Source organism: Ferrimonas sp. YIN67 (assembly GCF_057219095.1).
The window spans coordinates 345357-366694 of record NZ_JBXVVJ010000003.1 but is presented as its reverse complement, the minus strand read 5'-3'; the positions used below and the strand labels follow the sequence as shown (position 1 = coordinate 366694).

Below are 21338 nucleotides of genomic sequence, written 5' to 3'. Positions count from 1 at the left end.
AGGGCGCATGCTGTGCATGCGCCCTCGAAGTATGGTTGCCAATTGCCGGTTATGGCCAGTTTGGATCAGGCTTTGCCTGTTAAGATCAAAAACTTGGCCATCAAGGTGTCGGGATCTTCGGCATGCTCCGGATCCGGATCGATGCAGTCGATGGGACAGACGCTGACACAGGTCGGCTTGTCGTAGTGGCCGACGCACTCGGTGCAGCGGTCCGGATCGATCTCGTAGATCTCCTCACCCATGGTGATCGCGGCATTGGGACACTCAGGCTCACACATGTCGCAGTTGATGCAGGTGTCGAGGATCTTCAGTGCCATAACTTACGCCTTCTCCGCCTTGGCCTGCGGGTTGCGGGTATCCTGGCCCTTGTCCAGGTTGCGCATCAGGATGGCGTGGGACAGATCCAGCTCCTCGGCGACCGGAAGGTACATGGTGTGTCCATTGCCTGGGGCCACGTCGACGCTTTCGCCCTTGCGGTTTTCAATATGACCCAGCTTCAGGTTCAGGTTGCCCTGGGGGGTCATCAGTTCGACGCTGTTGCCCACTTCGAAACGGTTTTTCACCAGCACTTCGGCCAGGCCCTGGCCATTGCGTTCACCGGTGAATTCGCCGACAAACTGCTGCTTGTCGGAGACGGAGTAGCCGTAATCGTAGTTCTGGTAGCTGTCGTGGGTATGGCGGCGCAGGAACCCCTCGGTGTAGCCCCGGTGGGCCAGGGACTCCAGGCCCGCCAGCAGGCTGGGATCGAACGGACGGCCAGCGGCGGCGTCATCGATCGCCTTGCGGTACAGCTGGGCGGTGCGGGCGACGTAGTAGAAGCTCTTGGTGCGACCTTCGATCTTGAGCGAGTGCACGCCCATCTTGGTCAGGCGCTCCACGTGCTGGATGGCACGCAGATCCTTGGAGTTCATGATGTAGGTGCCGTGCTCATCTTCAAACGCCGGCATGTATTCGCCCGGTCGGTTGGCCTCCTGCAGCAGTACCACTTCATTCGACGGCTTACCGGCACCCAGGGTGGGATCCACCGCGACCACATCCCCGGCTTCGTTCTCCTTGGCCTGGTGTACGTCGTATTTCCAGCGGCAGGCGTTGGTGCAGGTGCCCTGGTTGGGATCGCGCTTGTTGATGTAGCCCGACAGCAGGCAGCGGCCGGAGTAGGCCATGCACAGGGCGCCATGGACAAACACCTCCAGCTCCATCTCAGGACACTGCATGCGGATCTCTTCGATCTCATCCAGGGACAGCTCCCGGGAGAGGATCACCCGTTCGATCCCCTGGCGTTGCCAGAACTTGACCGAGGCCCAGTTGATGGCATTGGCCTGTACGGAGAGGTGGATCGGCAGATCGGGCCACTGATCCTTTACCATCATGATCAGGCCGGGATCGGACATGATCAGGGCATCCGGCTTCATCTCGACCACGGGCGTGAGATCGCGAATAAAGGTTTTCAGCTTGGCGTTGTGGGGAGAGATGTTGGAGACCACATAAAGCTTTTTCCCCAACTGGTGCGCTTCCTCGATCCCGGTGGCCAGGTTTTCGAGGTTAAAGTCGTTGTTACGCACCCGCAGGCTGTAACGGGGCTGGCCGGCATAGACGGCGTCGGCGCCATACGCAAAGGCGTAGCGCATATTCTTCAGCGTTCCTGCGGGGGAAAGAAGTTCGGGTTTCAACATGGGAGTCCTCGGGGGCATTTGGTGCGGCGGGCATTCTACTGCTGGCCCGACCCTGTTGCAAATGTAGACAAGTTACGCGGCGGTGCGGTTCCCCCCGTTCCCCCCTGTACCTGGCATCGAGTCGCCAGGCGATTGGGTTACTGGGAGCGCTCAGTTGTCGGTCTGGTGTGTGGCCGACGGGGATCTGAGCGCAGCCAGGGGGCTTTCAGCCACCGCAACGGTTATTGTCGAGCGAGGCGGGCGTTGCTGTCCGGTACCGGTTCGAAATCCGAGCGGAATGGATTGATGTCCAGGCCACCGCGACGGGTATAGCGCGCGTAGACCGTCAGCTTTTCGCAGCCGCAATAGCGTTTCAGATCCATAAAGATCCGCTCCACGCACTGCTCGTGGAATTCGTTGTGCTGGCGGAAACTGATGAGGTAGCGCAATAGGGCTTCCCGGTCGATCTGTGCGCCTTGGTAGCGGATCATCACGCTGCCCCAGTCCGGCTGGGAGGTGATCAAACAGTTGGACTTGAGCAGATCGCTGCGCAGGGTTTCGGTAACCCTTTCACCTTGGGCCGCGTCGGCCAGGTACTCGGGATTAAACTCGAAGTTGTCCACCTCGATATCCAGCTCATCGATGCACTCCCCCTCCAGTTCCACCAGCGGCTGCTGGGAAAACGCTTTGGGCAGCACCAGGCTGACCTCGACTTCACCGCCGGCACAGGCGGACAAGTCCCGGCTCAGCATGGCGGTCAAGGCCTCGACCGAGTCGATGCGAGTCTGGTTGAAGCTGTTGAGGTAGAGTTTGAACGACTTGGACTCCACAAGGTTGGGGCTGGTGGCGGGCAGACGGAAATGAGCGATGGCCACCTGGGGCTTGCCCTTGGCATTGAGCCAGGACAGTTCGAACCCGGTCCACAGATCGGCGCCGTGGAAGGGCAAGGTGTCGGTCAGCGCAATGGCGTCCCGGTTTAGGCTGCGGGGGACGGCTTGCAGCAGGGCCGGATCATACTGATCTTTGTATTGGGTGGACTGGCCCAGGGTCAGGCCAGAGAGGGCATCGGCGCCCTGATAGGGATCGTGGTGTGACATGAGCGTCTCAATTCGTGGCACAATATCGGACCAGTTTACCGTATTTCGTTCATTAAAGAGTCCATTCATGTCCGCTTCCGTCCTTTCCCAGTTTATCGAACGCCATCAACAGGCCTGGCAGCGAAGCCTGGGTCACCTGCCCGCCTGTGATAAAACGGAAGGTGGACCTGCGCTCAAGGGCAGGGATAGCGAGGGACGAGCCCTGTGGCAGGCGGTAGCCCAGGAGCCTGGGACGGATTTTGCCAACATCGCCCAGGCCCTGGATCTGGAACTGCATCCACAGTTGGCCCGTTTCTACGGGGCCTATTACGCTGGCCCCCTGCTGTTTGACGCCGATTTTGGCCAGGGGGAGTTGTTGCAGGTGTGGAGTGAGGAGGATGTGGCCTACCTGCAGGAGAACCTGATCGGCCACATCATGATGAAGCGTAAGCTCAAGCAGCCGGTCACCCTGTTTATCGGTTTACTGGGCGAAGGCGAGGAGATGCTGGTGCTGGATAATGAGGATGGCAGCGTCTGGCTGGAGATCCCAGGTCAGAAGCCTCACCGCCAGTTGGCAGTTAGTCTCGATGAACTGCTGGAACGGCTCTCCCCCCGGGTAAAATTGCCTGAGATCTTGCCGGAGCCGATTGTTGAGACCAAGCCGGGTTTCATCGCCCGGATCAAACAGATGTGGTGTCATCTGCTCGGTAATAAGCGCTAATGCACTGCGGGGGCCGGTTGGCCCCCGCAATCGTTTCGACCAGCCGTTTAGAAAAAGCCCAGGGGGTTGGGATCGTAACTGACCAGCAGGTTCTTGGTCTGCTGATAGTTCGATAGGGCACTCAAGTGGGTCTCCCGGCCGATCCCGGACTTTTTATAACCGCCAAAAGCCGCGTGGGCCGGATAGAGGTGATAGCAGTTGATCCACACGCGGCCGGCCTGGATCCCGCGGCCCATGCGCTGAGCCCGGTTTTGATCCCGGGTCCAGACGCCAGCTCCGAGGCCATAGCTGGTGTCGTTGGCGATGGCCAGGGCCTCGGCCTCATCCTTGAAGGTGGTGATCCCCAGTGTCGGGCCAAAGATCTCCTCCTGGAATACCCGCATGTGGTTCTCCCCCTTGAGCAGGGTAGGTTGCACATAGAAGCCATTGGCCAACTCGGTGCCCACGTCGGCGGCCTGACCGCCGAGCAGGAATTCGGCCCCATCGCTTTGGGCGATCTCCATGTAGGAGAGGATCTTATCAAACTGCTCCTGGGAAGCCTGGGCCCCCACCTGAGTCTCGGTATCCAGCGGGTTGCCCTGGCGGATGCCCTTGGCCCGCTCCAGCAGCCTGGCGATAAACTGCGGATAGATGGACTCCTGAATGAGTGCTCTCGACGGGCAGGTGCACACCTCGCCCTGATTGAAAAAGCCCAGCAACAGGCCTTCGAGGCATTTGTCGAAGAAGGCATCGTCCTCGGCCATCACATCTTCAAAATAGACGTTGGGGGATTTCCCCCCCAGCTCCAGGGTGACAGGGATCAGCGATTCGGCGCCACAGCGCATGATGTGCTGGCCGACGGCCGTAGAGCCGGTAAAGGCCAGTTTGGCGATGCGATCCGAGGTGGCCAGAGCCTGACCCGCTTCCTCTCCCATGCCGTTGACGATGTTGACCACCCCAGGTGGCAGCAGATCGCCAATCAGCTCCATCAAGATCAGGATGGAGATGGGAGTCTGCTCGGCGGGCTTGAGGACCACGCTGCAGCCCGCCGCCAGGGCCGGAGCCAGTTTCCAGGCGGCCATCAGCAGGGGGAAGTTCCAGGGGATGATCTGACCCACCACACCTATGGGCTCGTGGAAATGGTAGGCCGTGGTGTTGGCGTCGATCTCGCCGATGCTGCCCTGCTGAGCCCGGATCGCCCCGGCAAAGTAACGGAAGTGGTCGATGCACAGGGGCAGATCGGCATTGAGGGTCTCGCGGATCGCCTTGCCGTTTTCCCAGGTCTCCACATAGGCCAGGGTTTCCCTGTGCTGCTCGATGCGATCGGCGATCTTCAGCAGCAGGTTACTGCGCTCGGTGGGACTGGTTTGGCCCCAGTTGAGCTGGGCGGCGTGGGCGGCATCCAGAGCCAGGCTGATATCCTCGCCGTCGGAGCGGGCGACCTGGGCGATCAGTGAGCCGTCGACCGGTGAGGGATCATCGAAATAGCGGCCATTGACCGGTGGTGTCCATTGACCACCGATGTAGTTGTCGTAGCGGGATTGAAATTGGAACAGGGCACCCTCGGTGCCGGGTTTGGCGTAGATCATGACGCTTCCTTGTCGTTGGGCAAGCAAACCATCAAGCTGCGCTCGTTAACACCGAAACTTAATTCGACCTTGGTCGAACGTTACCCTTTTTGCAGATCCCAGGAGAGGTTGGAGACAATCCGGCAGGCATCGCACTTGAAGGCAAACAGATCGTGCTGTGGCTGCTCGAGCAACCAGTCCGGGTTGCCGCAGCGGGGGCAGGGGCGTTGGCGCTCACGCTCCAGGCTTTCACCGCCGACGCGGTAGAGGTAGTAGTAGGTGGGAACTTGGGTCAGGTATTCCAGTCGACCGCGCAGATCCCAACCTCGACGGAACAGCACGCTGTCCACCGAAGCGATCTCGTTCAGGGCGGCAAATTCCACGGCCCCGCTGCCTGCCATCTGCAACTCGTCGCAGGCTTGCCACTCGGTTTGCCACTTCACCAGGGCTTTGTGATCGCCGTTAAAAGTCGCGGGCAGCTTATAGAGGGGGACGGGCTGAAAAGTATTGCCATCTCGGATCGGTGAGCAGCTGTGAACAAAGGTGGTGTAGAGCACCTGCCATTCCGTTGGGGCGAATTCGGCGCAGTGGTCGGCATTGATGTCCCGGCCCAGCAGCTTGACTCTCGGTTGCAGCAGTTTGGCCTCGGTCAGGGCGGTTAACTGCTCTTTGGCCCAGGGGGAGTTGTGGCGGCTGTGCAGGCTGTCTTCCCCTGGACACATCACCCGCAGTCGAAACTCCGCTTCGTTTTGCACCAGGGGAAACTCCCGTCCCAGCACCTGGCCGTTATGGCGCCATGCCTCCATCAGGCCATTGATGGCCCGCTCCACCGCGGTCAGGGTGGTGTCGGCAAAGCATTCAAAACGGACTTCGGCAAGGAACATGGGATCTCCGGTGGTGAGCAAAAGGGGCGACAGTATAGCGGGGCGATGGCGCCGCGCCAATCAACCGGCTTAGCGGGCCTTCAGGGCGGCAACCTCGGCACGCAGTTGAGCCACCTCCTGTTGCAGGGCATGCAGTTGCTGCTGGAGTCCGTTGAGATCTAACCGGGCTTGCTCTGGTGAGCTTGACTCGGTGGCCATCTCGGCTGCGCTGACCGGCTGAGGCTGTGCTTTCCAGGCGCGCAAGGCATTGATCAAAATGGGTAACGGGTACTGATGGCCTGTGTGTTTTTTTAACACGGCGGTGGTGAGGGGCAGCCCCTGTTCGGCCATGCGGGTCAGGGCGGCACGGATCTCAAGTTCCATGGCGGCCTCCTTGTGTGGTGAAATTTCCCAATAGTTTGCCTTATTCGCCGGTGGGCAGCAAAGGTATAGTTTTAACCTGCTGATATTAATAGGTAAATATCAATTGGCACGATCTGTGTTTAATCTTCGTCTCTACCAGTGATAACAGGAAGTTTGAGATGAAAAACAAATTGATGGCAGCCACTTTGATTTTGGTTTCAGTAACGGCGCTTAACGGTTGTGTGGTGGCCGTCGGCGGAAAGCACCACCGGGAGCCGGACAGCATCGGCAGCTGGGAGTCCCAGCAAACCCAGAACCGCCGGAATTTGGAGCAGGTTGCTTTGGGCATGTCGGTCGCTCAGGTACGTGAGATCATGGGGACGGCGGATTACAACGAGCTGTATCGCGAACAGGGTGGCGTGGTGCAAGTCCTGTTCTACCGTACTCATCGCAATAAGAGTGACGGGGTAACGGGTAAAGATGAATGCACCCCAGTGGTGTTCCAGGATGGTGTCGTGACCGGCTGGGGGGACACGGCATTTCGTCAGTCCGTGACCTTGTAAACTCAGCCTCGTAAGAGCGTATCGAGGATGTCGATGGCTTCAGACCACTCGGCATCCCTTCTTTTTTCTTCTCTGATAAAGGCTTTTTGAGAATCAGACCAGAACGGCGCTTCCTCCAGTGTCTGGTAGGGTTGCAAACTGTGATCACAAAGGAATTGATCAACCGCTGTGGTTTCAGGGTCCAGCCCTAGCTGGGCAAACAGGTGGGTCAGATCGTTTGGGGTGGTATCCATCTCAGTCACTCTTTACTTGCAATTGGGTTAAGTTTTGACCGATGTTTGTAGAGATCAAGTTTTTAAGGGAGTCCTGCTATGGATCCGGCCCTCACCGCTGAGCCTAAGGTGCGCCAGTTGTCTGCTGACGATTTGAGGATCGCAGCGTCCGTGTTACTCAATGCCTACCGGGATGATCCCTTTTTTCGTTCCATTTTCCCCAGTGATAACTATGAGCAGCGTCTGCGGGCCGCGATCCGGGAGGAGTTGCAGGAGTTGTGGCAACACAATCAGCGCTTCATTGGCTTGGAGTTGGCGGGCACCCTGATTGGCGTCGGTTGCCTGCTCACCGAGGGGTACCCCCTAGGGCAGGGGCGAATGTGGAACTGGCGCTTGAAGATGGCACTGGGGACCGGCTGGCACGGTGCGCGACAGTGGATGGCGCGAGAGCAGGAGATCCTGGATCAATTGGAACTCTCTCGAACAGGCTTGTTGCCCTTCTTCGCGATAGCCCCCACCTATCAGCGTCGGGGGTTCGGTGAGGCGTTGCTTGGCGCATTATTGTCTTCGGCTCGGGAAGCTCAACTGGAGGCGATGGCTACCATGATCTATTGGCCTGAGCTCCAGCCCATGTTCGAGCGCCTGGGTTTTGATGTTGTTTCAACCGTGCATGTGGGGCGAGTTGAGGGGCGGTTGTATCGTACCGACCTTTCCTTGGGGGACAAAGGCTGAGGCGGATGTAAGAAATTGACCTTTTTCTTGAGGGGAAAATTCTTATAGCCTTGAGGGTGATGCTTGTGTTTTAATTGTTAAATATAAAGTTTTGCAAACACTTGAGGTGTTTTCTTAACATCTTATTTGAGCCTGTATGAGATCAGCGTGCCCTGGCCGGGTTGAACGGCATGAGGGGCCCATTAGAATGGACTGTATCAAGGGATTTGATGCGCTTACTGGATTGACTCGCTGACAAGGAGTCGGCAGACGGTCGAGTGAGGGACTGGAGACGATCACCACAGGGAGTGGGGTTGGTTTGAAGGTCTGGGCAAGTTGGAACTTTGCCACAAGGATGGAAGCCTCTTACGAGGTAAAGAGGGCCAGGAAGGTACCTCAGCCAGGATGGCCGTACCCCAGGGTACAGGGACTGCTGATGGAACAGCCAAGGATGAGACAAGGATTGTGGTTTAACGCAGGGACGGGCCAGGGATTGGCACGAATTTAAGCGGGATGGCTTGACAAAGAGTAAAGGGCCGCAACCTAGGTTGCGGCCCATTTTTATGCTCATAAATCACCAAGTTATACATGTATTTTTCCTGTAGGTACTAGACGATGTGAACCCTGTCTAACATCTCTGTTTGCCTTGTAAGAGATAGTCCATCCCGTTGGCGGACGATCACTGTCTAAGTTTATGTAAGCTATTGTTTTTAAATGGATGAGTCGGATTTCTCTGCGGCATTTTAGGATTAACCTATGACCCTATTGTTTTTGAGGTGGTTTCTGCCAGGGACTTGCTCAACTAAACTTTATTCGTCGGAACCAGTTTGATACATCGCGGTTGAGGTTTGTTGGCAGGATGCTGGAAGGCTCGATCGTTGATCTTCAGGGACGACACAGGAGATCTCCAGGACGGAGAGTGTTCGGTCACAGGAAGTGATCGTGGAATGGATGCCAGTACAGTGAAGGTGCAATCACCAGGGAAAGGCAGGATGCCAGGGTGGAGCGTTCAGGGTTGAACAAGAGGCAGGAGCCGGGCACTGGAGTACAGGGAAGCTGAAGGATCGGCTAAAGGAATGCGCAAGGAGCAGTTGTACGCAAGGATGGTGCAGGGAGCACAAATTTAACATTGGATGTTAGCGTAAAGGTAGTACCCCGAACCGCAACAGGCAGCTGTTGCGGTTCTTTTTTTGTTTTAAGATCCAAACGGACGGTTTGTGATCTTTCTATCGGCAACCTGTCTTGCAGTTGCTCTTTGGGGCGCAGCTGCCACCGCCACAGCTCCCCATGCCGATCCGCCCATGGCTTTGCGGCGCTTCATGCCATTCGGGCTCAGGGTAGAGCGGCAGTTGCGTGTCCTTAAGCCGGTTGCCGAGGAAATCCAGATGGGCGGTCAGGCTGTTGAGACCATCTGTGCTGAACTCAATGTCGTAACGAGTGTGCCAGCCCAGTCCGCCGCCGGGCAGTTTGCCCAGGCGAGCACGGCGGCGGGCTACGTTGAGCAGCTGCAGGCGGCGCTGTCGACACAGACGTTGGGCATGGAATAAAGCGGCTTCAGAGATCTGACGGAGCTGCCAAAACAGCATGCCGATCAGGCCACAGGCCAGTAACAGCATGAGATCGAACAGGTTGAACATGGTGTTATCCTCGCAGGCTTTGGCGCAAAAGCTCGATGGCTTGGGTCAGTTGAGGGGAGTGTTTGGCCGCTTGCAACTTCGTTAGCAAGGCCGGGCGCAGCTGGGGAATGGCGATCAGATCGCTAAACAGTCGGTTGAACAGTTCGCCCGGGTAGCTTGCCAGGTGCTCAAGAAAAAGGTTCAGCCGTTGTGGATCTAGGCCCTGCCAGAGGCGTGCTGCAATGGCGATCAAAGCTTCTTGTTCCAGGTGTGACTGTTTCAGCAGAAGGTCGAGCCCCAGTTGACGTTGCAGTGGGCAGCCAGCCAAAGCCCGAAGGGCCACCAGGCGCTCTTGAGGGTTAGGGGTGGTTTGGGCACGTTTGAGCCAGGCATCGGCGACGACGTCTGACTGCGTGGTATGTTCAGTGACGCTGGCCAGTGCTTGCAGCGGGCCATAGGGCATCGCTGCGATTGCACCTGCTATCTGAGGGCCTTCGGACGGTTGGGCGCGGCAGACCTGATCGGCCATCCCCTGCAGCCCAAGATCTTGCCACTGATCCCACTCTCGTTCGCCGCAAAGGTAACTCTGTACCCTGTCGAAGTGAGCGCTGGGGGGCTGGACCAGATGTTGACGGGTGAGAGCGTGGAACACCGCCATTTTTTCTTCTGCCGGGGTAAAGGTGAACGGGTTGTTGTTCAGCCGCTCCTGCTGTTCCTGTCCTAATGGCGCTGCCGGGTTTTGTCCCAGGGCATCCATCACCATCTGCAGAAACTGGCTGCGAGCTGCCGGACGGATTAATCCCTGCTCATCCAGTGGCAGTTTGAGAAACCAGACAAAGTGCGGCTCTCCAGGCTGCCAGAACACCACTCCCAGCCAGGCGTGGTTGGCTCTGGGGTAAGGATAGGCCAGCGTCCCGGCTTCAAATTGTTGGAAAAGCTGGGAAGATAATGGGGTAACTCGGCGGCCCAGTTCATACACTTGGTATTGGGTGCCAGCCTGGACCAGAAACTGATCTAATGTGGTGATGCTTTCCATGAACTCAGTGGCCTTGGGGCTCAGGATGTCGGGGGTAAACCATTATAGGGGGGACTGCAGCGCGATGGTATGATCCCGGGCCCAGCATTTCCAACCGGAGAAATTATGCACGATCTCAGTGCCGTGGCCCGGATCCTGTCGGATCTTGAGCAATTGATGCAGGATGCCGATCTGTGGCAGGAGGGTCAGCCGAGTCCTAAGGCGTTGGCCAGTCGTCTTCCCTTTTGCGTTGATACCCTCACTTTTGAGCAGTGGTTGCAGTTTGTGCTCCTGCCCCGTTTGCGGACCATGATGGCGGCCGGAGAGGCTCTGCCGACTCAGGTCTGTATCCTCCCTATGGCGGAAGAGGTATTTGGCCAGCGCCCAGAGTGTTTAGCGGTGATCGGTAAGATCGCGGAGTTGGACTCAGTATTGGCACAAGGGACACGATCATGATCACCATCCTGCATGAAGATGAACATCTGGTGGCGGTGCATAAGCCATCGGGGTTGCTGGTTCACCGAACCTGGCTGGCTCGCAGGGAAACGGAGTTTGCCATGCAGATGACTCGGGATCGGGTTGGCTGTCATGTTTTTACGGTTCACCGGCTGGACCGGCCGACCTCGGGAGTGCTGCTGTTTGCCAAGAGTGCAGAGGTGGCACGGGCCCTATCAGAGCAATTTGCTGCCCATGAGGTTAAGAAGACCTATCTGGCATTGTGCCGGGGGTACCTTAATGAGGGCGGGGTGCTGGACTACCCTCTGAAAGAGGAGCTGGATGACATTGCTGACAAGCATGCCGATAAGGATAAGCCTGCCCAGGATGCGATAAGTCATTATCAACCGCTGCGTTACGCTGAACTGCCCATTCCGGTCAGCCGTTATCCCAGTGCTCGCTACACCCTGGTACGGTTGGAACCCCAAACGGGGCGTAAACACCAGTTGCGCAGACATATGGCACACCTGAGACACCCCATCATCGGTGATACTACTCACGGCTGTCGCCATCACAACAAGCTGTATCGGGATGAGTTTGGGCTTCAACGCCTTTGGCTTGTGGCCAAAGCGCTGGGCTTTACTCACCCGGTGACCGGGGAGCCGATGTGGATTGAGTGTGAACTGGAGGCGCAGTGGCAGCCGCTGCTGGAGCGGTTTGGCTGGCCTTTGGAGCCTGAAAAGTATCGGATCAGGGCTTTGGACGATTAAGTGGCACCGGGGCGGCCTGTCGCTGTTCCGTCACAAAGAAGAGATTGCGACGTACACGACGTCGGACATGGACCTGTCGATGGATCTGGCGGCGACGTAGGCTGCGTTGTTGCATCGGAGGGTTCCCAAGAGTCATATTGCGTCCGTTGGGACCTTACAGTAAGTTGGATGCAGTAAAGTTTCAAGTGGGTTGTGTGAATGTTGTCAATTGCGCTGATCGTAGGCAGTGTTTATGGTGCTGCCGAGTCTGTGGCACAGGAAGTCGAGGTCGCTTTGAAGGCGGCGGGCTGCGAGGTGTGCTGGCTCACTGACGACTGGGTGTCACAGCTCAGTAAATGGACCGAAGGGCCTCTGCTGGTGGTGACTTCGACCACAGGGGCCGGTGATCTGCCGGATAATATTGCTACCCAGTTTGAGGAGCTTAGGCAACGTTCCCCCTACATGCCGGGTTTAAGGTATGGGGTGATTGCGTTGGGTGACAGCAGTTATGGCGACACTTTTTGTGGTGGTGGTCGTCAGTTTGATGAACTCCTCAGTGAATTAGGGGCACAGCGGATCGGTGAGCGACTGCAGATCGATGCCATCGAAACCATGGAGCCGGAGCGGGTAGCTCTAACCTGGTTGCCCCAATGGCTGCAACAACTGTCGCCACTGAGTGTTTCGGTGGATTAATGCATACCCCCTGGTTCCACCGACTGCAGCGGATTGGTAAAGCCTTGATGGTGCCTATTGCCGTACTGCCGGTAGCCGGATTATTGGTGGGCCTGGGGACCAGTCCCATCCCCTTTATTCCTCCCCTTCTGGGTCAGTTTTTTCTATACAGCGGCGCTGCGGTCTTTGAATTCCTGCCACTGATGTTTGCCGTGGCGGTAGCCTTGACCTTCAGCCATCAGGATGGCACGGCGGCCTTGGCATCGGTGACCGGCTATGGCGCCATGCTGGCGGCGATGGCGGTACTGGCGGCTCATTATGGTTGGACCACTCAGCAGGTGTTGGGATTTGAGACTCTTAATACCGGTGTGCTGGGCGGCGTGCTGATTGGCCTAGTGACAAGCCTGATCTACAAGCGTTTTCATGACACAGAGTTGCCGGAGATCCTGGCCTTTTTTTCTGGCCGAAGGTTAGTGCCTCTGCTTAATGTTCTGGCGGGAATGGGGGTGGGAGGTCTCCTTGCGCTCTTGTGGCCGATGCTGCAGGCGGGGCTGGATCATTTCTCCGATTGGGCCTTGTATCAGCAACCCATGTTGGCCTGGGGCCTGTATGGTCTGGTGGAAAGATTATTGATCCCCTTGGGGCTGCACCATATCTGGAACTTGCCCTTCTTTTACGAGGTTGGGCAATACTCGGCAGCCAGTGATTATCTGGTCACGGGGGAGATCCCCCGATTCCTGGCGGGCGATCCGGATGCCGGGCACCTGGCGGGCGGATATTTGATCAAGATGTGGGGGTTGCCTGCGGCGGCGTTGGCGATCTGGCATACCGCCGAGCCCAGGCAGCGGAGACAGACTGGGGGGATCATGCTGTCGGCGGCACTGACCTGCTGGTTGACCGGCGTGACGGAACCGGTGGAGTTTGCTTTCCTGTTTGTGGCGCCAGTGCTGTTTCTGCTCCATGCGCTGTTAACCGGGCTGGCCTATCTCCTGACCATGGCGGTGGGAGTGCATCATGGCATGGTGTTCTCCCAGGGAATGATCGATTTCACCCTCTATTGGCATCTGAGCCGCGAGGCGGAACACCTCTTGTGGCTCGGTCCGTTCTACGCCTTGGGGTATTTCCTGCTGTTTCGTTGGGCCATCGTTCGTTATGGCCTGCTAACACCAGGCCGGAGTCGTAAACATAAGGCACGCTTTGCCCGGGCCCCTTTGGAGAGCGTGCTTGCTGCACTGGGAGGGGGCGATAACTTGAAAACACTGGATGCCTGCCTGACCCGGTTGCGTCTGTCGCTGTACCATCCTGAACGACTGGATCCTGGCTTGCTCAAGCGACTGGGGGCCAAGGCGGTGATCCGCCATGGGGAGGGCGTACAACTGGTGGTGGGCCCTCAGGCTGATACCCTGCGAGCCAGGTTGCAACAGGCGATCGCTAAGAATCCCGTTTGAGCCGAGGGAGCGGGGCAGTTGGGCTGTGAAAGCAAAAAAAACGCCTCCAGATCTGGAGGCGTTTTTTTGGGATCCCGGTTTATTCGGCGCTGCGCAGCAACTCGTTAATGCCGACCTTGCCACGGGTCTTGGCATCCACCTTCTTAACGATGATGGCTGCGTACAGATCACAGGTACCACACTTGGAGGGCAAGGTACCGGAAACAACTACGGAGCCCGCAGGTACACGGCCGTAGTGGATCTCGCCGGTTTCGCGATCGAAGATCCGGGTGCTCTGACCGATGTACACGCCCATGGAGATCACGCTGCCCTCCTCGACGATCACCCCTTCAACCACTTCGGAGCGAGCACCGATAAAGCAGTTGTCTTCGATGATGGTGGGGTTGGCCTGCAGTGGCTCAAGAACGCCACCGATCCCAACGCCGCCAGACAGGTGGACATTTTTACCGATCTGGGCGCAGGAGCCAACGGTGGCCCAGGTATCGACCATGGTACCTTCATCGACAAAGGCACCGATGTTGACGTAGGAGGGCATCAACACGGTGTTTTTACCAATAAAGGCACCCTGGCGCACGGAGGCTGGTGGGACAACACGCATCCCTTCGGCACGGAAGCGGGCGTCATCGTAGCCGGCAAACTTCATAGGGACCTTGTCGAAGAAGCGGGTTTCACCGCCTTCGATCACCTGATTGTCAAACAGGCGGAAGTAGAGCAGTACGGCTTTTTTTAGCCACTGATTGACGACCCACTGACCGTCGACTTTCTCGGCGACACGGGCTTCACCGCTGTCCAGCAGGGCTAGAGCACGCTGGACGTCGGCCACCAGGGCGGCATCGGCGTTGGCCGGGGTGATCTCGGCACGCTGTTCAAATGCGGCTTCGATGCGTTGTTGCAGTTCGGTCATGTAGGACTCCTTAAAGGGTTATGCCTGCTCCAGCGCATCGCACAGGGCGCGCTGGAGTTGGACTTGTTCGTTGGGACTGAGGGCCTGGCTTGATGCGGTGGTGAGCAGGAAAAAGTCTTCCGCCTTCTCGCCGACCGTTGTGATCTTCGCCGCCTGGACCTCAATACCACATTGTTCGAATACCTGGCCGATCTGGGCCAGCAGGCCCGGTCGATCCAGTGTGACCAGTTCGACCATTGAGCTGCGCTTGCGTTGGCTGCTGAGGAATTTCACTCGGGTCGGTACGCTAAAGGAGCGCAGTCGACGGGGCAGCGGGCGCAGGGCTCGGCTCGGAGTGGATTCCCTTCGCAGTGCTTGCAACAAACTTTTGCGGATGCTGGCAATGCGGGAGGGATTTTGCACCGGGGTGCCGTCATGTTCAAGGATCACGAAGCTGTCCAGGGCGTGGCCGTCTCGCGTGGTGAAGATCTGGGCATCATGTACCGAGAGCTTCTTTGCATCCAAAACGGCCATTACCCGGGTAAACAGACCCGGGCTGTCCGGGGCATAGACGAACAACTCGGTGCCGCCCCGGGTGGTATGTACCGAGAGCTGTACCTGATAGGGCTCGTTTGGCTGACACAGTAGGTGCTCGCTGTGCCACTGGATCTGTGCCGGGGTAAAGCGCAGGAAGTAGTCCGCGGACAGGCGTTGCCAGAGGGCACCGATCTGATCAGGGTCGAAGCCTTGGCGCAATAGCTGATTACGGGCCTTAGCCTGATGTTCGCGGATCCGGGCCCGGCTATCGACCGGCACCACCATGCCGTTGAGCAGACGCTCCCGGGTGGCGTGATAGAGTTCCCGTAGCAGGGAGCCTTTCCAGTTGTTCCACAGTGAATCGTTGGTGGCGCAGATATCCGCCACCGTCAGACAGTAGAGATAGGCCAGTTGGATCTGGTCTTTGACCTTGTCGGCAAAGGTCTCGATCACTTGGGGATCCGTGATGTCCCGCCGTTGCGCGGTCACCGACATCAATAGATGCTGTTCGACCAGCCAGGCAACCAGACGGCCATCGTGTTCGTTCATCTCATGTTGCTGGCAGAATCGCAGGGCTTCTTCGGCCCCCAATTCGCTGTGATCGCCTCCTCGCCCTTTACCGATATCATGGAAGATGGCGGCCAGCACCAGCAGGCCCTTCTTGGGAAGCTGATCGATCAGCACACTGCCCAAGGGGAAGATGGTTTTATGCTCTGGACTGGAGAAGCGCTCGATAAACTGCAGCAGGCGATGGGTATGCTCATCCACCGTGTAGGCGTGAAACAGATCAAACTGCATCTGACCGGTGATCTGCTGCCAGGGTTTGAGGTAGGCGCCCAAAATGCCATGACGGTGCATCAGGGACAGTGCCTTAAAACCATGGGGGTGACGCAGGATTGCCATAAAGCGTTTACGGCACTCGGGCAGGTCCGCCAGGGGTCTGACCTGTGCTCGACGTGCCGTTCGCAGCAGTCGCAGGGTGGAGGCGGAGATGGTGTCGATCTCCGGGTGCTGAGTCGCATCCAGAAACAGCTGCAGAATATGCTCGGGTTGGGCAAAAACCGCATCGTGCCGCGCCTCGATATAGTGGCCGCGGCGGTCAAATAGCTCGGTATGGCGCTGGCGATCGGGCAGGGCACCCCGGCCGAGGGTAGCCTGTTTGAACAGCAGCAGGAGCATCTGATTGAGCTCACGCACTGCCCGTACTGTGCGGTAGTAGCGCTTCATCAACTGTTCGACCGCCAACTGGGTGGCGTCGTTATAACCCATCAGGCCAGCAACGTCCCGTTGGTAATCAAACAACAGACGATCCTCCGCTCGACCGGCCACCGTATGCAACGCGAAACGCAACCGCCAGAGGAAGTCCCGGCAGGTATTGAGCTCTTCCAGCTCTTCGGGGGTCAGATAGCCGTGGCTGACCAGCTCTGCCAGGCAACTCGCCTTAAAGTGGCGCAGTGCGACCCAGGTGATGGTCTGGATATCCCGCAGTCCTCCCGGGCAGGACTTGAGGTTGGGCTCCAGATCAAACGGAGTGGCCTTGTCATGACGCGCCTTCTGCTCATCGTACTTAGCCTGGAAAAATTCGGCACTGGGCCAGAACTCTGGTTGCTGAAGGCGTTGCTGCAGATCTTGGTAGAGGTGGACATCACCACACAACAACCTGGATTCCAGCAGGTTGGTGGCGATGGTGATATCTCCCAAGGCCTGAGTCAGGGTTTCATCGACGGTACGGACGCTGTGGCCGATCTCCAGTCTGGCATCCCACAGCAGGGTAAGCCATTGCACCAGTCGCTCCTCCTCGCTCGCCGTCAGTTGCTCGGCGGTGAGGATCAGCAGATCGATATCGGAGCGCGGATGCAGTTCCCCCCGACCATAGCCGCCGACGGCGAGCAGGGTCAGCGGGAGGCGATCCAGCCCCAACTGTTGCCAAAGACTCTGCAACAGGGCATCAATGGCACTGGCTCGGGCGCCCAGCAGGACGCCAATTGCTTCGCCATCGTAATACTGACTCAGCTGTTGCTGATCCAGCGAGGCCAGTTGTGCCTTGCTGTGGGTGACTAGTTGTTGATTGTCCATCCTTAGACCTCGAACTGCAGACAAAACTCGGATTAAGCGTGACGAATGATCTGGGGCAGTTTTCCCTCTTCCTCGGCACGCCAGGTCAGGACTTCACAGCCATCCTCCGTGACCAGCAGGGTGTGTTCATACTGGGCGGAAGGCTGGCCATCTTTGGTGGTCGCGGTCCAACCGTCTTTCTTGCTGACTTTGCAGCGGTAGTCGCCGGCATTGATCATCGGCTCGATGGTGAAGCACATGCCCGCCTTCAGCTCCAGCGTGGCCTTATTGCGGTAGTGGACGATCTGCGGCTCCTCGTGGAACTCGGCTCCGATCCCGTGGCCGCAAAAGTCACGAACCACGGAGAAACCGTTTTGATCCGCAATGGGATGAATGGCGGCGCCAATTTCGCTCAGGCAAGCGCCGGGCTTGACAGTGTTAATGGCTGCGTAGAGGGCTTGCTGGGTGATCTCGACCAGTTTTTTGTTACGGGGTGAGGTGTTGCCGACGATGAACATCTTAGAGGTGTCACCGTGGTAGCCATCTTTGATCACCGTAATGTCAATGTTGACGATGTCCCCTTCCTTGAGCTTCTTGTGCCCCGGAATGCCGTGACACACCACCTCGTTGATGGAGATGCAGGTGGACTTGGGAAAACCGTGGTAGTTGAGCGGGGCTGGAATGGCCCCCTGCACCTTGGTGATGTGGTCATGACAGATCTGATTGAGCTCCTCGGTGCTGATCCCTTTTTGCACGTGCGGTGCGATCAGCTCAAGGACTTCGGCGGCCAGGCGGCCCGCCACACGCATTTTTTCGATCTGCTCTGGGGTCTTGATGACGATACTCATTGGTCTACTCTTTCAGTTCGATGGACGTTGCCGTGCTCTGGGGATTTGAGCTCGTCGGCGCATTATGGTATAAAGCGCGCCGACTCTCTGTGTCCGGCACATTCCAGGCGGCGTTGCTCGTCCGGTCTGGCTTGACGTAATGAGCGTCATTATATCGTTAAAGTTAACTCATAAACCACACACGTACCGGCACATAGTGCGGGGTGCCCTTCGGGGTCGGACTATGGAGTACGTGGAGGCTTAACCCCAAATTTAAGAGAGAATTATCATGGCTACTGTTTCCATGCGCGACATGCTGAAGGCCGGTGTGCACTTCGGTCACCAAACCCGTTACTGGAACCCAAAGATGAAGCCGTTCATCTTCGGTGCTCGTAACAAGGTTCACATCATCAACCTGGAACACACCGTTCCTATGATGAACGAAGCCCTGGCTTTCATCAGCAACGTTGCCTCCAAGAACGGTAAAGTTCTGTTTGTTGGTACCAAGCGCGCAGCAGGCCTGGCGGTTAAAGAAGCGGCTCAGAGCTGTGACCAGTTCTTCGTTGACAACCGTTGGTTGGGCGGCATGCTGACCAACTGGAAAACCGTTCGTCAGTCCATCAAGCGTCTGAAAGATCTGGAAGCTCAGTCTCAGGACGGCACCTTTGAAAAGCTGACCAAGAAAGAGGCGCTGATGCGCACTCGTGAAATGACCAAGCTGGACAAGTCCCTGGGTGGTATCAAGGACATGGGCGGTCTGCCGGACGTAATGTTCGTGATCGGTGCTGACCACGAGCACATCGCCATCAAAGAAGCCAACAACCTGGGTATCCCAGTTGTTGCTATCGTTGATACCAACACCAACCCAGACGGTGTGAACTACATCGTACCGGGTAACGACGACGCCATCCGCGCGATCCAACTGTACACCGGTGCAGTGGCTCAAGCGGTTAAAGACGGCCGTGGTCAAGATCTGGTTGTTCAAGCTGAGCAAGACGGTTTCGTAGAAGCCGAGTAATTTGGGCCGGGTTTATCCCCCCAGAGTACCAAGATTTTTTGGTTAAATTGGGGCCCAAGGGCCCCTTTTTCTAAATCAGACATTTGTCTTGAGGAATATGACAATGGCAGTAACTGCTTCCCTGGTAAAAGAACTGCGCGAGCGCACTGGCGCTGGCATGATGGATTGTAAGAAAGCCCTGGTAGAAACCAACGGTGATATCGAGCTGGCCATCGAGAACATGCGTAAGTCTGGTCTGGCTAAAGCCGCCAAGAAAGCGGGCCGTGTTGCCGCTGAAGGCGTGATCATCATCAAGCAAAACGACGGTGTTGCTGCGATGGTTGAAGTGAACTGCGAAACTGATTTCGTAGCCATGGATGCGTCTTTCAACGCGCTGGCGAACGGCGTTGCCGATATCGCTCTGGCCGGTGAGATCACCGACATCGAAGTGCTGCGTGCCGCCCCGATGAACGACTCCACCGTTGACACCGTTCGTGCCGAACTGGTTGCCAAGATCGGTGAGAACATGAACGTTCGTCGCTCCGAGATCGTGAAAGGCGACAACCTGGGTGCATACATCCACGGTCGCAAAATCGGTGTTGTTGCCGTACTGAACGGTGGTGACGAAGAGCTGGCTAAAGACATCGCCATGCACGTTGCTGCGTGCTCCCCTCAGTTCGTGAAGCCAGAAGACGTTTCCGAAGAGGTGGTTGCCAAAGAGCGTGAGATCCAGGTTGAGATCGCCATGAACTCCGGCAAGCCAAAAGAGATTGCCGAGAAGATGGTTGAAGGCCGTATGCGCAAGTTCACCGGTGAGGTTTCCCTGACCGGCCAGCCTTTCGTTAAGGATCCGTCCAAGACCGTTGGTCAGCTGCTGAAAGAGAAAGGCGCTGACGTCATCAACTTCGTACGTCTGGAAGTGGGTGAAGGCATCGAGAAAGAAGAAGTCGATTTCGCTGCTGAAGTTGCTGCCCAGGTAGCCGCGGCTAAGCAATAATTGCTGACTTGTTCCAAAATTCAGACCGCAGCAGCCGCTGCGGTCTTTTAGCACCAGGATTTAAATATTATGAGCACCAATCCAAAACCTGCATTTCGTCGAATTTTGCTGAAACTCAGCGGTGAGGCCCTGATGGGCGAAGAAGGGTTCGGAATCGATCCCAAGGTCCTTGACCGTATGGCTCAGGAAGTCAAAGAGCTGGTCGAACTGGGCGTCCAAGTAGGTTTGGTTCTTGGTGGTGGTAACCTGTTCCGTGGCGCAGGCTTGGCAGAAGCCGGTATGAACCGCGTGGTGGGCGATCACATGGGTATGTTGGCCACCGTGATGAATGGCCTGGCGATGCGCGATGCGCTGCACCGTGCCTATGTGAATGCCCGTTTGATGTCCGCCATTCCGTTGAACGGCGTATGTGACAATTACCAGTGGGCGGAAGCGATCAGCCTGCTCAAGTCCGGCCGTGTGGTGATCTTCTCCGCCGGTACCGGAAATCCCTTCTTCACTACAGATTCCGCAGCCTGTCTGCGTGGTGTGGAGATTGAAGCCGATGTCGTGATCAAGGCGACCAAGGTAGACGGGGTGTACACCGATGATCCGGTTAAGAACCCGGAAGCGGTGAAATATGATAAGCTCAGCTACCAAGAAGTGCTGGAAAAAGAGTTGAAAGTGATGGACTTGTCCGCCTTCACTCTGGCCCGCGACCACAAAATGCCGATCATGGTCTTCAACATGAACGAGCCAGGCGCCTTGCGCCGTGTGGTGATGGGTGAAAAACTTGGCACCCTGATCAGCGAATAAGACCCATATCAAGCTATAGGACGATATCCCGTGATTAACGAGATCAAAAAAGACGCAGAAACCCGCATGGCGAAAAGTGTGGAAGCCACTCGTACTCAGATGGCCAAGGTGCGCACCGGTCGTGCCCACCCAAGCCTGCTGGATGGCATCTCCGTTTCCTACTACGGTGCCGACACCCCGCTGAAGCAGGTGGCGAATGTGACCACCGAAGATTCCCGTACCCTGGCAGTGACCGTATTCGACAAGTCCCTGATCCAGGCCGTCGAGAAGGCGATCATGAGCTCAGATCTGGGGCTGAACCCCTCCTCTGCCGGTGCGGTTCTGCGCATCCCACTGCCGCCGCTGACTGAGGAACGTCGTAAGCAGTTGGTGAAAGTGGTGCGTGGTGAAGCGGAAAATGGTCGTGTAGCCGTTCGTAACATCCGTCGTGATGCCAATGGTGACATCAAGTCTTTGGAAAAAGAGAAAGAGATCTCTGAGGACGATGCGCGTCGTGGCGAGGATGATATTCAGAAGCTGACCGACAAGTTTGTCAAAGAGATCGATGCGATCACCGCAGACAAAGAAAAAGAGCTGATGGAAGTCTAATCATTCATAGCCTGTC

General features: G+C 57.2%; 23 protein-coding genes. 11 read left to right on the top strand and 12 right to left on the bottom strand.

The features are described 5' to 3' along the window. Nucleotides 1-65: 65 nt before the first annotated feature. From AC2D8U_RS08855 to queF, 3 genes are all read right to left on the bottom strand, one after another. Nucleotides 66-317 carry a YfhL family 4Fe-4S dicluster ferredoxin gene (locus AC2D8U_RS08855; RefSeq protein WP_484618675.1) on the bottom strand — a complete coding sequence of 84 codons (252 nt, stop codon included), beginning with the start codon at nt 315-317 and terminating at the stop codon, nt 66-68. 3 nt (nt 318-320) lie between these two features. Beyond that, nucleotides 321-1673 carry a prephenate-dependent tRNA uridine(34) hydroxylase TrhP gene (gene trhP, locus AC2D8U_RS08850; RefSeq protein ID WP_484618674.1) on the bottom strand — a complete coding sequence of 451 codons (1353 nt, stop codon included), beginning with the start codon at nt 1671-1673 and terminating at the stop codon, nt 321-323. Nucleotides 1674-1894: 221 nt separating this feature from the next. Continuing rightward, the gene (gene queF, locus AC2D8U_RS08845; RefSeq protein ID WP_484618994.1) at nt 1895-2749 is read right to left on the bottom strand and encodes an NADPH-dependent 7-cyano-7-deazaguanine reductase QueF; all 855 of its coding nucleotides are present in this window, start codon (nt 2747-2749) and stop codon (nt 1895-1897) included. A gap of 67 nt (nt 2750-2816) precedes the next feature. Here queF and syd point away from each other — a divergent pair, with 67 nt between their 5' ends. Next, nucleotides 2817-3449, top strand: coding sequence for a SecY-interacting protein (syd, locus tag AC2D8U_RS08840; RefSeq protein WP_484618673.1), 633 nt, complete (start codon nt 2817-2819; stop codon nt 3447-3449). A 47-nt stretch (nt 3450-3496) separates the two neighbouring features. On the opposite strand, the gene exaC is transcribed toward syd, so the two are convergent. The 3 genes from exaC to AC2D8U_RS08825 form a co-directional block, all read right to left on the bottom strand. Then, complete coding sequence (gene exaC, locus AC2D8U_RS08835) at nt 3497-5017, bottom strand: acetaldehyde dehydrogenase ExaC (protein WP_484618672.1); 1521 nt, start codon at nt 5015-5017, stop codon at nt 3497-3499. Between the two features lie 80 nt (nt 5018-5097). Then, nucleotides 5098-5880 carry a Zn-ribbon-containing protein gene (locus AC2D8U_RS08830; protein ID WP_484618671.1) on the bottom strand — a complete coding sequence of 261 codons (783 nt, stop codon included), beginning with the start codon at nt 5878-5880 and terminating at the stop codon, nt 5098-5100. Between the two features lie 69 nt (nt 5881-5949). Continuing rightward, entirely contained in the window at nt 5950-6243 is a 294-nt protein-coding gene (locus AC2D8U_RS08825; protein ID WP_484618670.1) for a hypothetical protein, read from the bottom strand. Between the two features lie 158 nt (nt 6244-6401). Between AC2D8U_RS08825 and AC2D8U_RS08820 the strand changes: the two genes are divergently transcribed. Further along, complete coding sequence (locus AC2D8U_RS08820) at nt 6402-6785, top strand: DUF3192 domain-containing protein (protein ID WP_484618669.1); 384 nt, start codon at nt 6402-6404, stop codon at nt 6783-6785. 2 nt (nt 6786-6787) lie between these two features. On the opposite strand, the gene AC2D8U_RS08815 is transcribed toward AC2D8U_RS08820, so the two are convergent. Next, entirely contained in the window at nt 6788-7018 is a 231-nt protein-coding gene (locus AC2D8U_RS08815) for a DUF2789 family protein (RefSeq protein ID WP_484618668.1), read from the bottom strand. A 78-nt stretch (nt 7019-7096) separates the two neighbouring features. Between AC2D8U_RS08815 and AC2D8U_RS08810 the strand changes: the two genes are divergently transcribed. Continuing rightward, on the top strand, nt 7097-7729 hold the full coding sequence (locus AC2D8U_RS08810) for a GNAT family N-acetyltransferase (protein WP_484618667.1): 633 nt from the start codon (nt 7097-7099) through the stop codon (nt 7727-7729). Between the two features lie 1205 nt (nt 7730-8934). On the opposite strand, the gene AC2D8U_RS08805 is transcribed toward AC2D8U_RS08810, so the two are convergent. Together AC2D8U_RS08805 and AC2D8U_RS08800 are read right to left on the bottom strand one after the other, a co-directional pair. Continuing rightward, nucleotides 8935-9345 carry a DUF3301 domain-containing protein gene (locus tag AC2D8U_RS08805; RefSeq protein ID WP_484618666.1) on the bottom strand — a complete coding sequence of 137 codons (411 nt, stop codon included), beginning with the start codon at nt 9343-9345 and terminating at the stop codon, nt 8935-8937. A gap of 4 nt (nt 9346-9349) precedes the next feature. Continuing rightward, on the bottom strand, nt 9350-10360 hold the full coding sequence (locus AC2D8U_RS08800; protein ID WP_484618665.1) for a DUF3549 family protein: 1011 nt from the start codon (nt 10358-10360) through the stop codon (nt 9350-9352). Nucleotides 10361-10465: 105 nt separating this feature from the next. Between AC2D8U_RS08800 and AC2D8U_RS08795 the strand changes: the two genes are divergently transcribed. From AC2D8U_RS08795 to AC2D8U_RS08780, 4 genes are all read left to right on the top strand, one after another. Beyond that, nucleotides 10466-10795 (top strand): YqcC family protein, encoded by a 330-nt coding sequence (locus AC2D8U_RS08795; protein ID WP_484618664.1) that lies wholly within the window; start codon nt 10466-10468, stop codon nt 10793-10795. Beyond that, a complete protein-coding gene (truC, locus tag AC2D8U_RS08790; RefSeq protein WP_484618663.1) occupies nt 10792-11544 on the top strand; it encodes a tRNA pseudouridine(65) synthase TruC in 753 nt (250 codons plus the stop codon). The genes AC2D8U_RS08795 and truC overlap by 4 nt, the downstream gene beginning before the upstream one ends. Before the next feature lie 198 nt (nt 11545-11742). After that, on the top strand, nt 11743-12216 hold the full coding sequence (locus AC2D8U_RS08785) for a flavodoxin (protein ID WP_484618662.1): 474 nt from the start codon (nt 11743-11745) through the stop codon (nt 12214-12216). Next, entirely contained in the window at nt 12216-13643 is a 1428-nt protein-coding gene (locus AC2D8U_RS08780) for a PTS transporter subunit EIIC (protein ID WP_484618661.1), read from the top strand. Before AC2D8U_RS08785 ends, AC2D8U_RS08780 begins: the two co-directional genes overlap by 1 nt. A 79-nt stretch (nt 13644-13722) precedes the next feature. Here the strand turns inward: AC2D8U_RS08780 and dapD are convergent, their stop codons facing one another. From dapD to map, 3 genes are read right to left on the bottom strand one after another with little or no spacing between them, the layout of a single operon-like run. After that, on the bottom strand, nt 13723-14547 hold the full coding sequence (gene dapD / locus AC2D8U_RS08775; RefSeq protein ID WP_484618660.1) for a 2,3,4,5-tetrahydropyridine-2,6-dicarboxylate N-succinyltransferase: 825 nt from the start codon (nt 14545-14547) through the stop codon (nt 13723-13725). Nucleotides 14548-14565: 18 nt separating this feature from the next. Continuing rightward, nucleotides 14566-17139 (bottom strand): [protein-PII] uridylyltransferase, encoded by a 2574-nt coding sequence (glnD, locus tag AC2D8U_RS08770; RefSeq protein WP_484618659.1) that lies wholly within the window; start codon nt 17137-17139, stop codon nt 14566-14568. Between the two features lie 32 nt (nt 17140-17171). Continuing rightward, on the bottom strand, nt 17172-17966 hold the full coding sequence (map, locus tag AC2D8U_RS08765) for a type I methionyl aminopeptidase (RefSeq protein WP_484618658.1): 795 nt from the start codon (nt 17964-17966) through the stop codon (nt 17172-17174). A gap of 268 nt (nt 17967-18234) precedes the next feature. Here map and rpsB point away from each other — a divergent pair, with 268 nt between their 5' ends. The 4 genes from rpsB (at nt 18235) to frr (ending at nt 21322) form a co-directional block, all read left to right on the top strand. Then, nucleotides 18235-18963, top strand: a complete 729-nt coding sequence (gene rpsB / locus AC2D8U_RS08760; RefSeq protein ID WP_484618657.1) for a 30S ribosomal protein S2 — start codon at nt 18235-18237, stop codon at nt 18961-18963. A gap of 103 nt (nt 18964-19066) precedes the next feature. Continuing rightward, nucleotides 19067-19939: a translation elongation factor Ts gene (gene tsf, locus AC2D8U_RS08755; RefSeq protein WP_484618656.1), complete on the top strand. Its 873-nt coding sequence runs from the start codon at nt 19067-19069 to the stop codon at nt 19937-19939. 69 nt (nt 19940-20008) lie between these two features. After that, a complete protein-coding gene (gene pyrH / locus AC2D8U_RS08750; RefSeq protein ID WP_484618655.1) occupies nt 20009-20734 on the top strand; it encodes a UMP kinase in 726 nt (241 codons plus the stop codon). A 30-nt stretch (nt 20735-20764) separates the two neighbouring features. Next, the gene (frr, locus tag AC2D8U_RS08745; protein WP_484618654.1) at nt 20765-21322 is read left to right on the top strand and encodes a ribosome recycling factor; all 558 of its coding nucleotides are present in this window, start codon (nt 20765-20767) and stop codon (nt 21320-21322) included. Nucleotides 21323-21338 lie beyond the last annotated feature (16 nt).

Excerpts from the sequence above, each read along its gene's own strand:
- AC2D8U_RS08855 (WP_484618675.1), bottom strand. The coding sequence starts at position 317 with ATGGCACTGAAGATCCTCGACACCTGCATCAACTGCGACATGTGTGAG.
- AC2D8U_RS08820 (WP_484618669.1), top strand. The coding sequence starts at position 6,402 with ATGAAAAACAAATTGATGGCAGCCACTTTGATTTTGGTTTCAGTAACG.
- truC (WP_484618663.1), top strand. The coding sequence starts at position 10,792 with ATGATCACCATCCTGCATGAAGATGAACATCTGGTGGCGGTGCATAAG.
- AC2D8U_RS08785 (WP_484618662.1), top strand. The coding sequence starts at position 11,743 with ATGTTGTCAATTGCGCTGATCGTAGGCAGTGTTTATGGTGCTGCCGAG.
- trhP (WP_484618674.1), bottom strand. The coding sequence starts at position 1,673 with ATGTTGAAACCCGAACTTCTTTCCCCCGCAGGAACGCTGAAGAATATG.
- AC2D8U_RS08780 (WP_484618661.1), top strand. The coding sequence starts at position 12,216 with ATGCATACCCCCTGGTTCCACCGACTGCAGCGGATTGGTAAAGCCTTG.
- rpsB (WP_484618657.1), top strand. The coding sequence starts at position 18,235 with ATGGCTACTGTTTCCATGCGCGACATGCTGAAGGCCGGTGTGCACTTC.
- AC2D8U_RS08805 (WP_484618666.1), bottom strand. The coding sequence starts at position 9,345 with ATGTTCAACCTGTTCGATCTCATGCTGTTACTGGCCTGTGGCCTGATC.
- tsf (WP_484618656.1), top strand. The coding sequence starts at position 19,067 with ATGGCAGTAACTGCTTCCCTGGTAAAAGAACTGCGCGAGCGCACTGGC.
- syd (WP_484618673.1), top strand. The coding sequence starts at position 2,817 with ATGTCCGCTTCCGTCCTTTCCCAGTTTATCGAACGCCATCAACAGGCC.
- AC2D8U_RS08800 (WP_484618665.1), bottom strand. The coding sequence starts at position 10,360 with ATGGAAAGCATCACCACATTAGATCAGTTTCTGGTCCAGGCTGGCACC.
- dapD (WP_484618660.1), bottom strand. The coding sequence starts at position 14,547 with ATGACCGAACTGCAACAACGCATCGAAGCCGCATTTGAACAGCGTGCC.
- AC2D8U_RS08830 (WP_484618671.1), bottom strand. The coding sequence starts at position 5,880 with ATGTTCCTTGCCGAAGTCCGTTTTGAATGCTTTGCCGACACCACCCTG.
- glnD (WP_484618659.1), bottom strand. The coding sequence starts at position 17,139 with ATGGACAATCAACAACTAGTCACCCACAGCAAGGCACAACTGGCCTCG.
- AC2D8U_RS08825 (WP_484618670.1), bottom strand. The coding sequence starts at position 6,243 with ATGGAACTTGAGATCCGTGCCGCCCTGACCCGCATGGCCGAACAGGGG.
- pyrH (WP_484618655.1), top strand. The coding sequence starts at position 20,009 with ATGAGCACCAATCCAAAACCTGCATTTCGTCGAATTTTGCTGAAACTC.
- exaC (WP_484618672.1), bottom strand. The coding sequence starts at position 5,017 with ATGATCTACGCCAAACCCGGCACCGAGGGTGCCCTGTTCCAATTTCAA.
- AC2D8U_RS08810 (WP_484618667.1), top strand. The coding sequence starts at position 7,097 with ATGGATCCGGCCCTCACCGCTGAGCCTAAGGTGCGCCAGTTGTCTGCT.
- queF (WP_484618994.1), bottom strand. The coding sequence starts at position 2,749 with ATGTCACACCACGATCCCTATCAGGGCGCCGATGCCCTCTCTGGCCTG.
- AC2D8U_RS08795 (WP_484618664.1), top strand. The coding sequence starts at position 10,466 with ATGCACGATCTCAGTGCCGTGGCCCGGATCCTGTCGGATCTTGAGCAA.
- AC2D8U_RS08815 (WP_484618668.1), bottom strand. The coding sequence starts at position 7,018 with ATGGATACCACCCCAAACGATCTGACCCACCTGTTTGCCCAGCTAGGG.
- map (WP_484618658.1), bottom strand. The coding sequence starts at position 17,966 with ATGAGTATCGTCATCAAGACCCCAGAGCAGATCGAAAAAATGCGTGTG.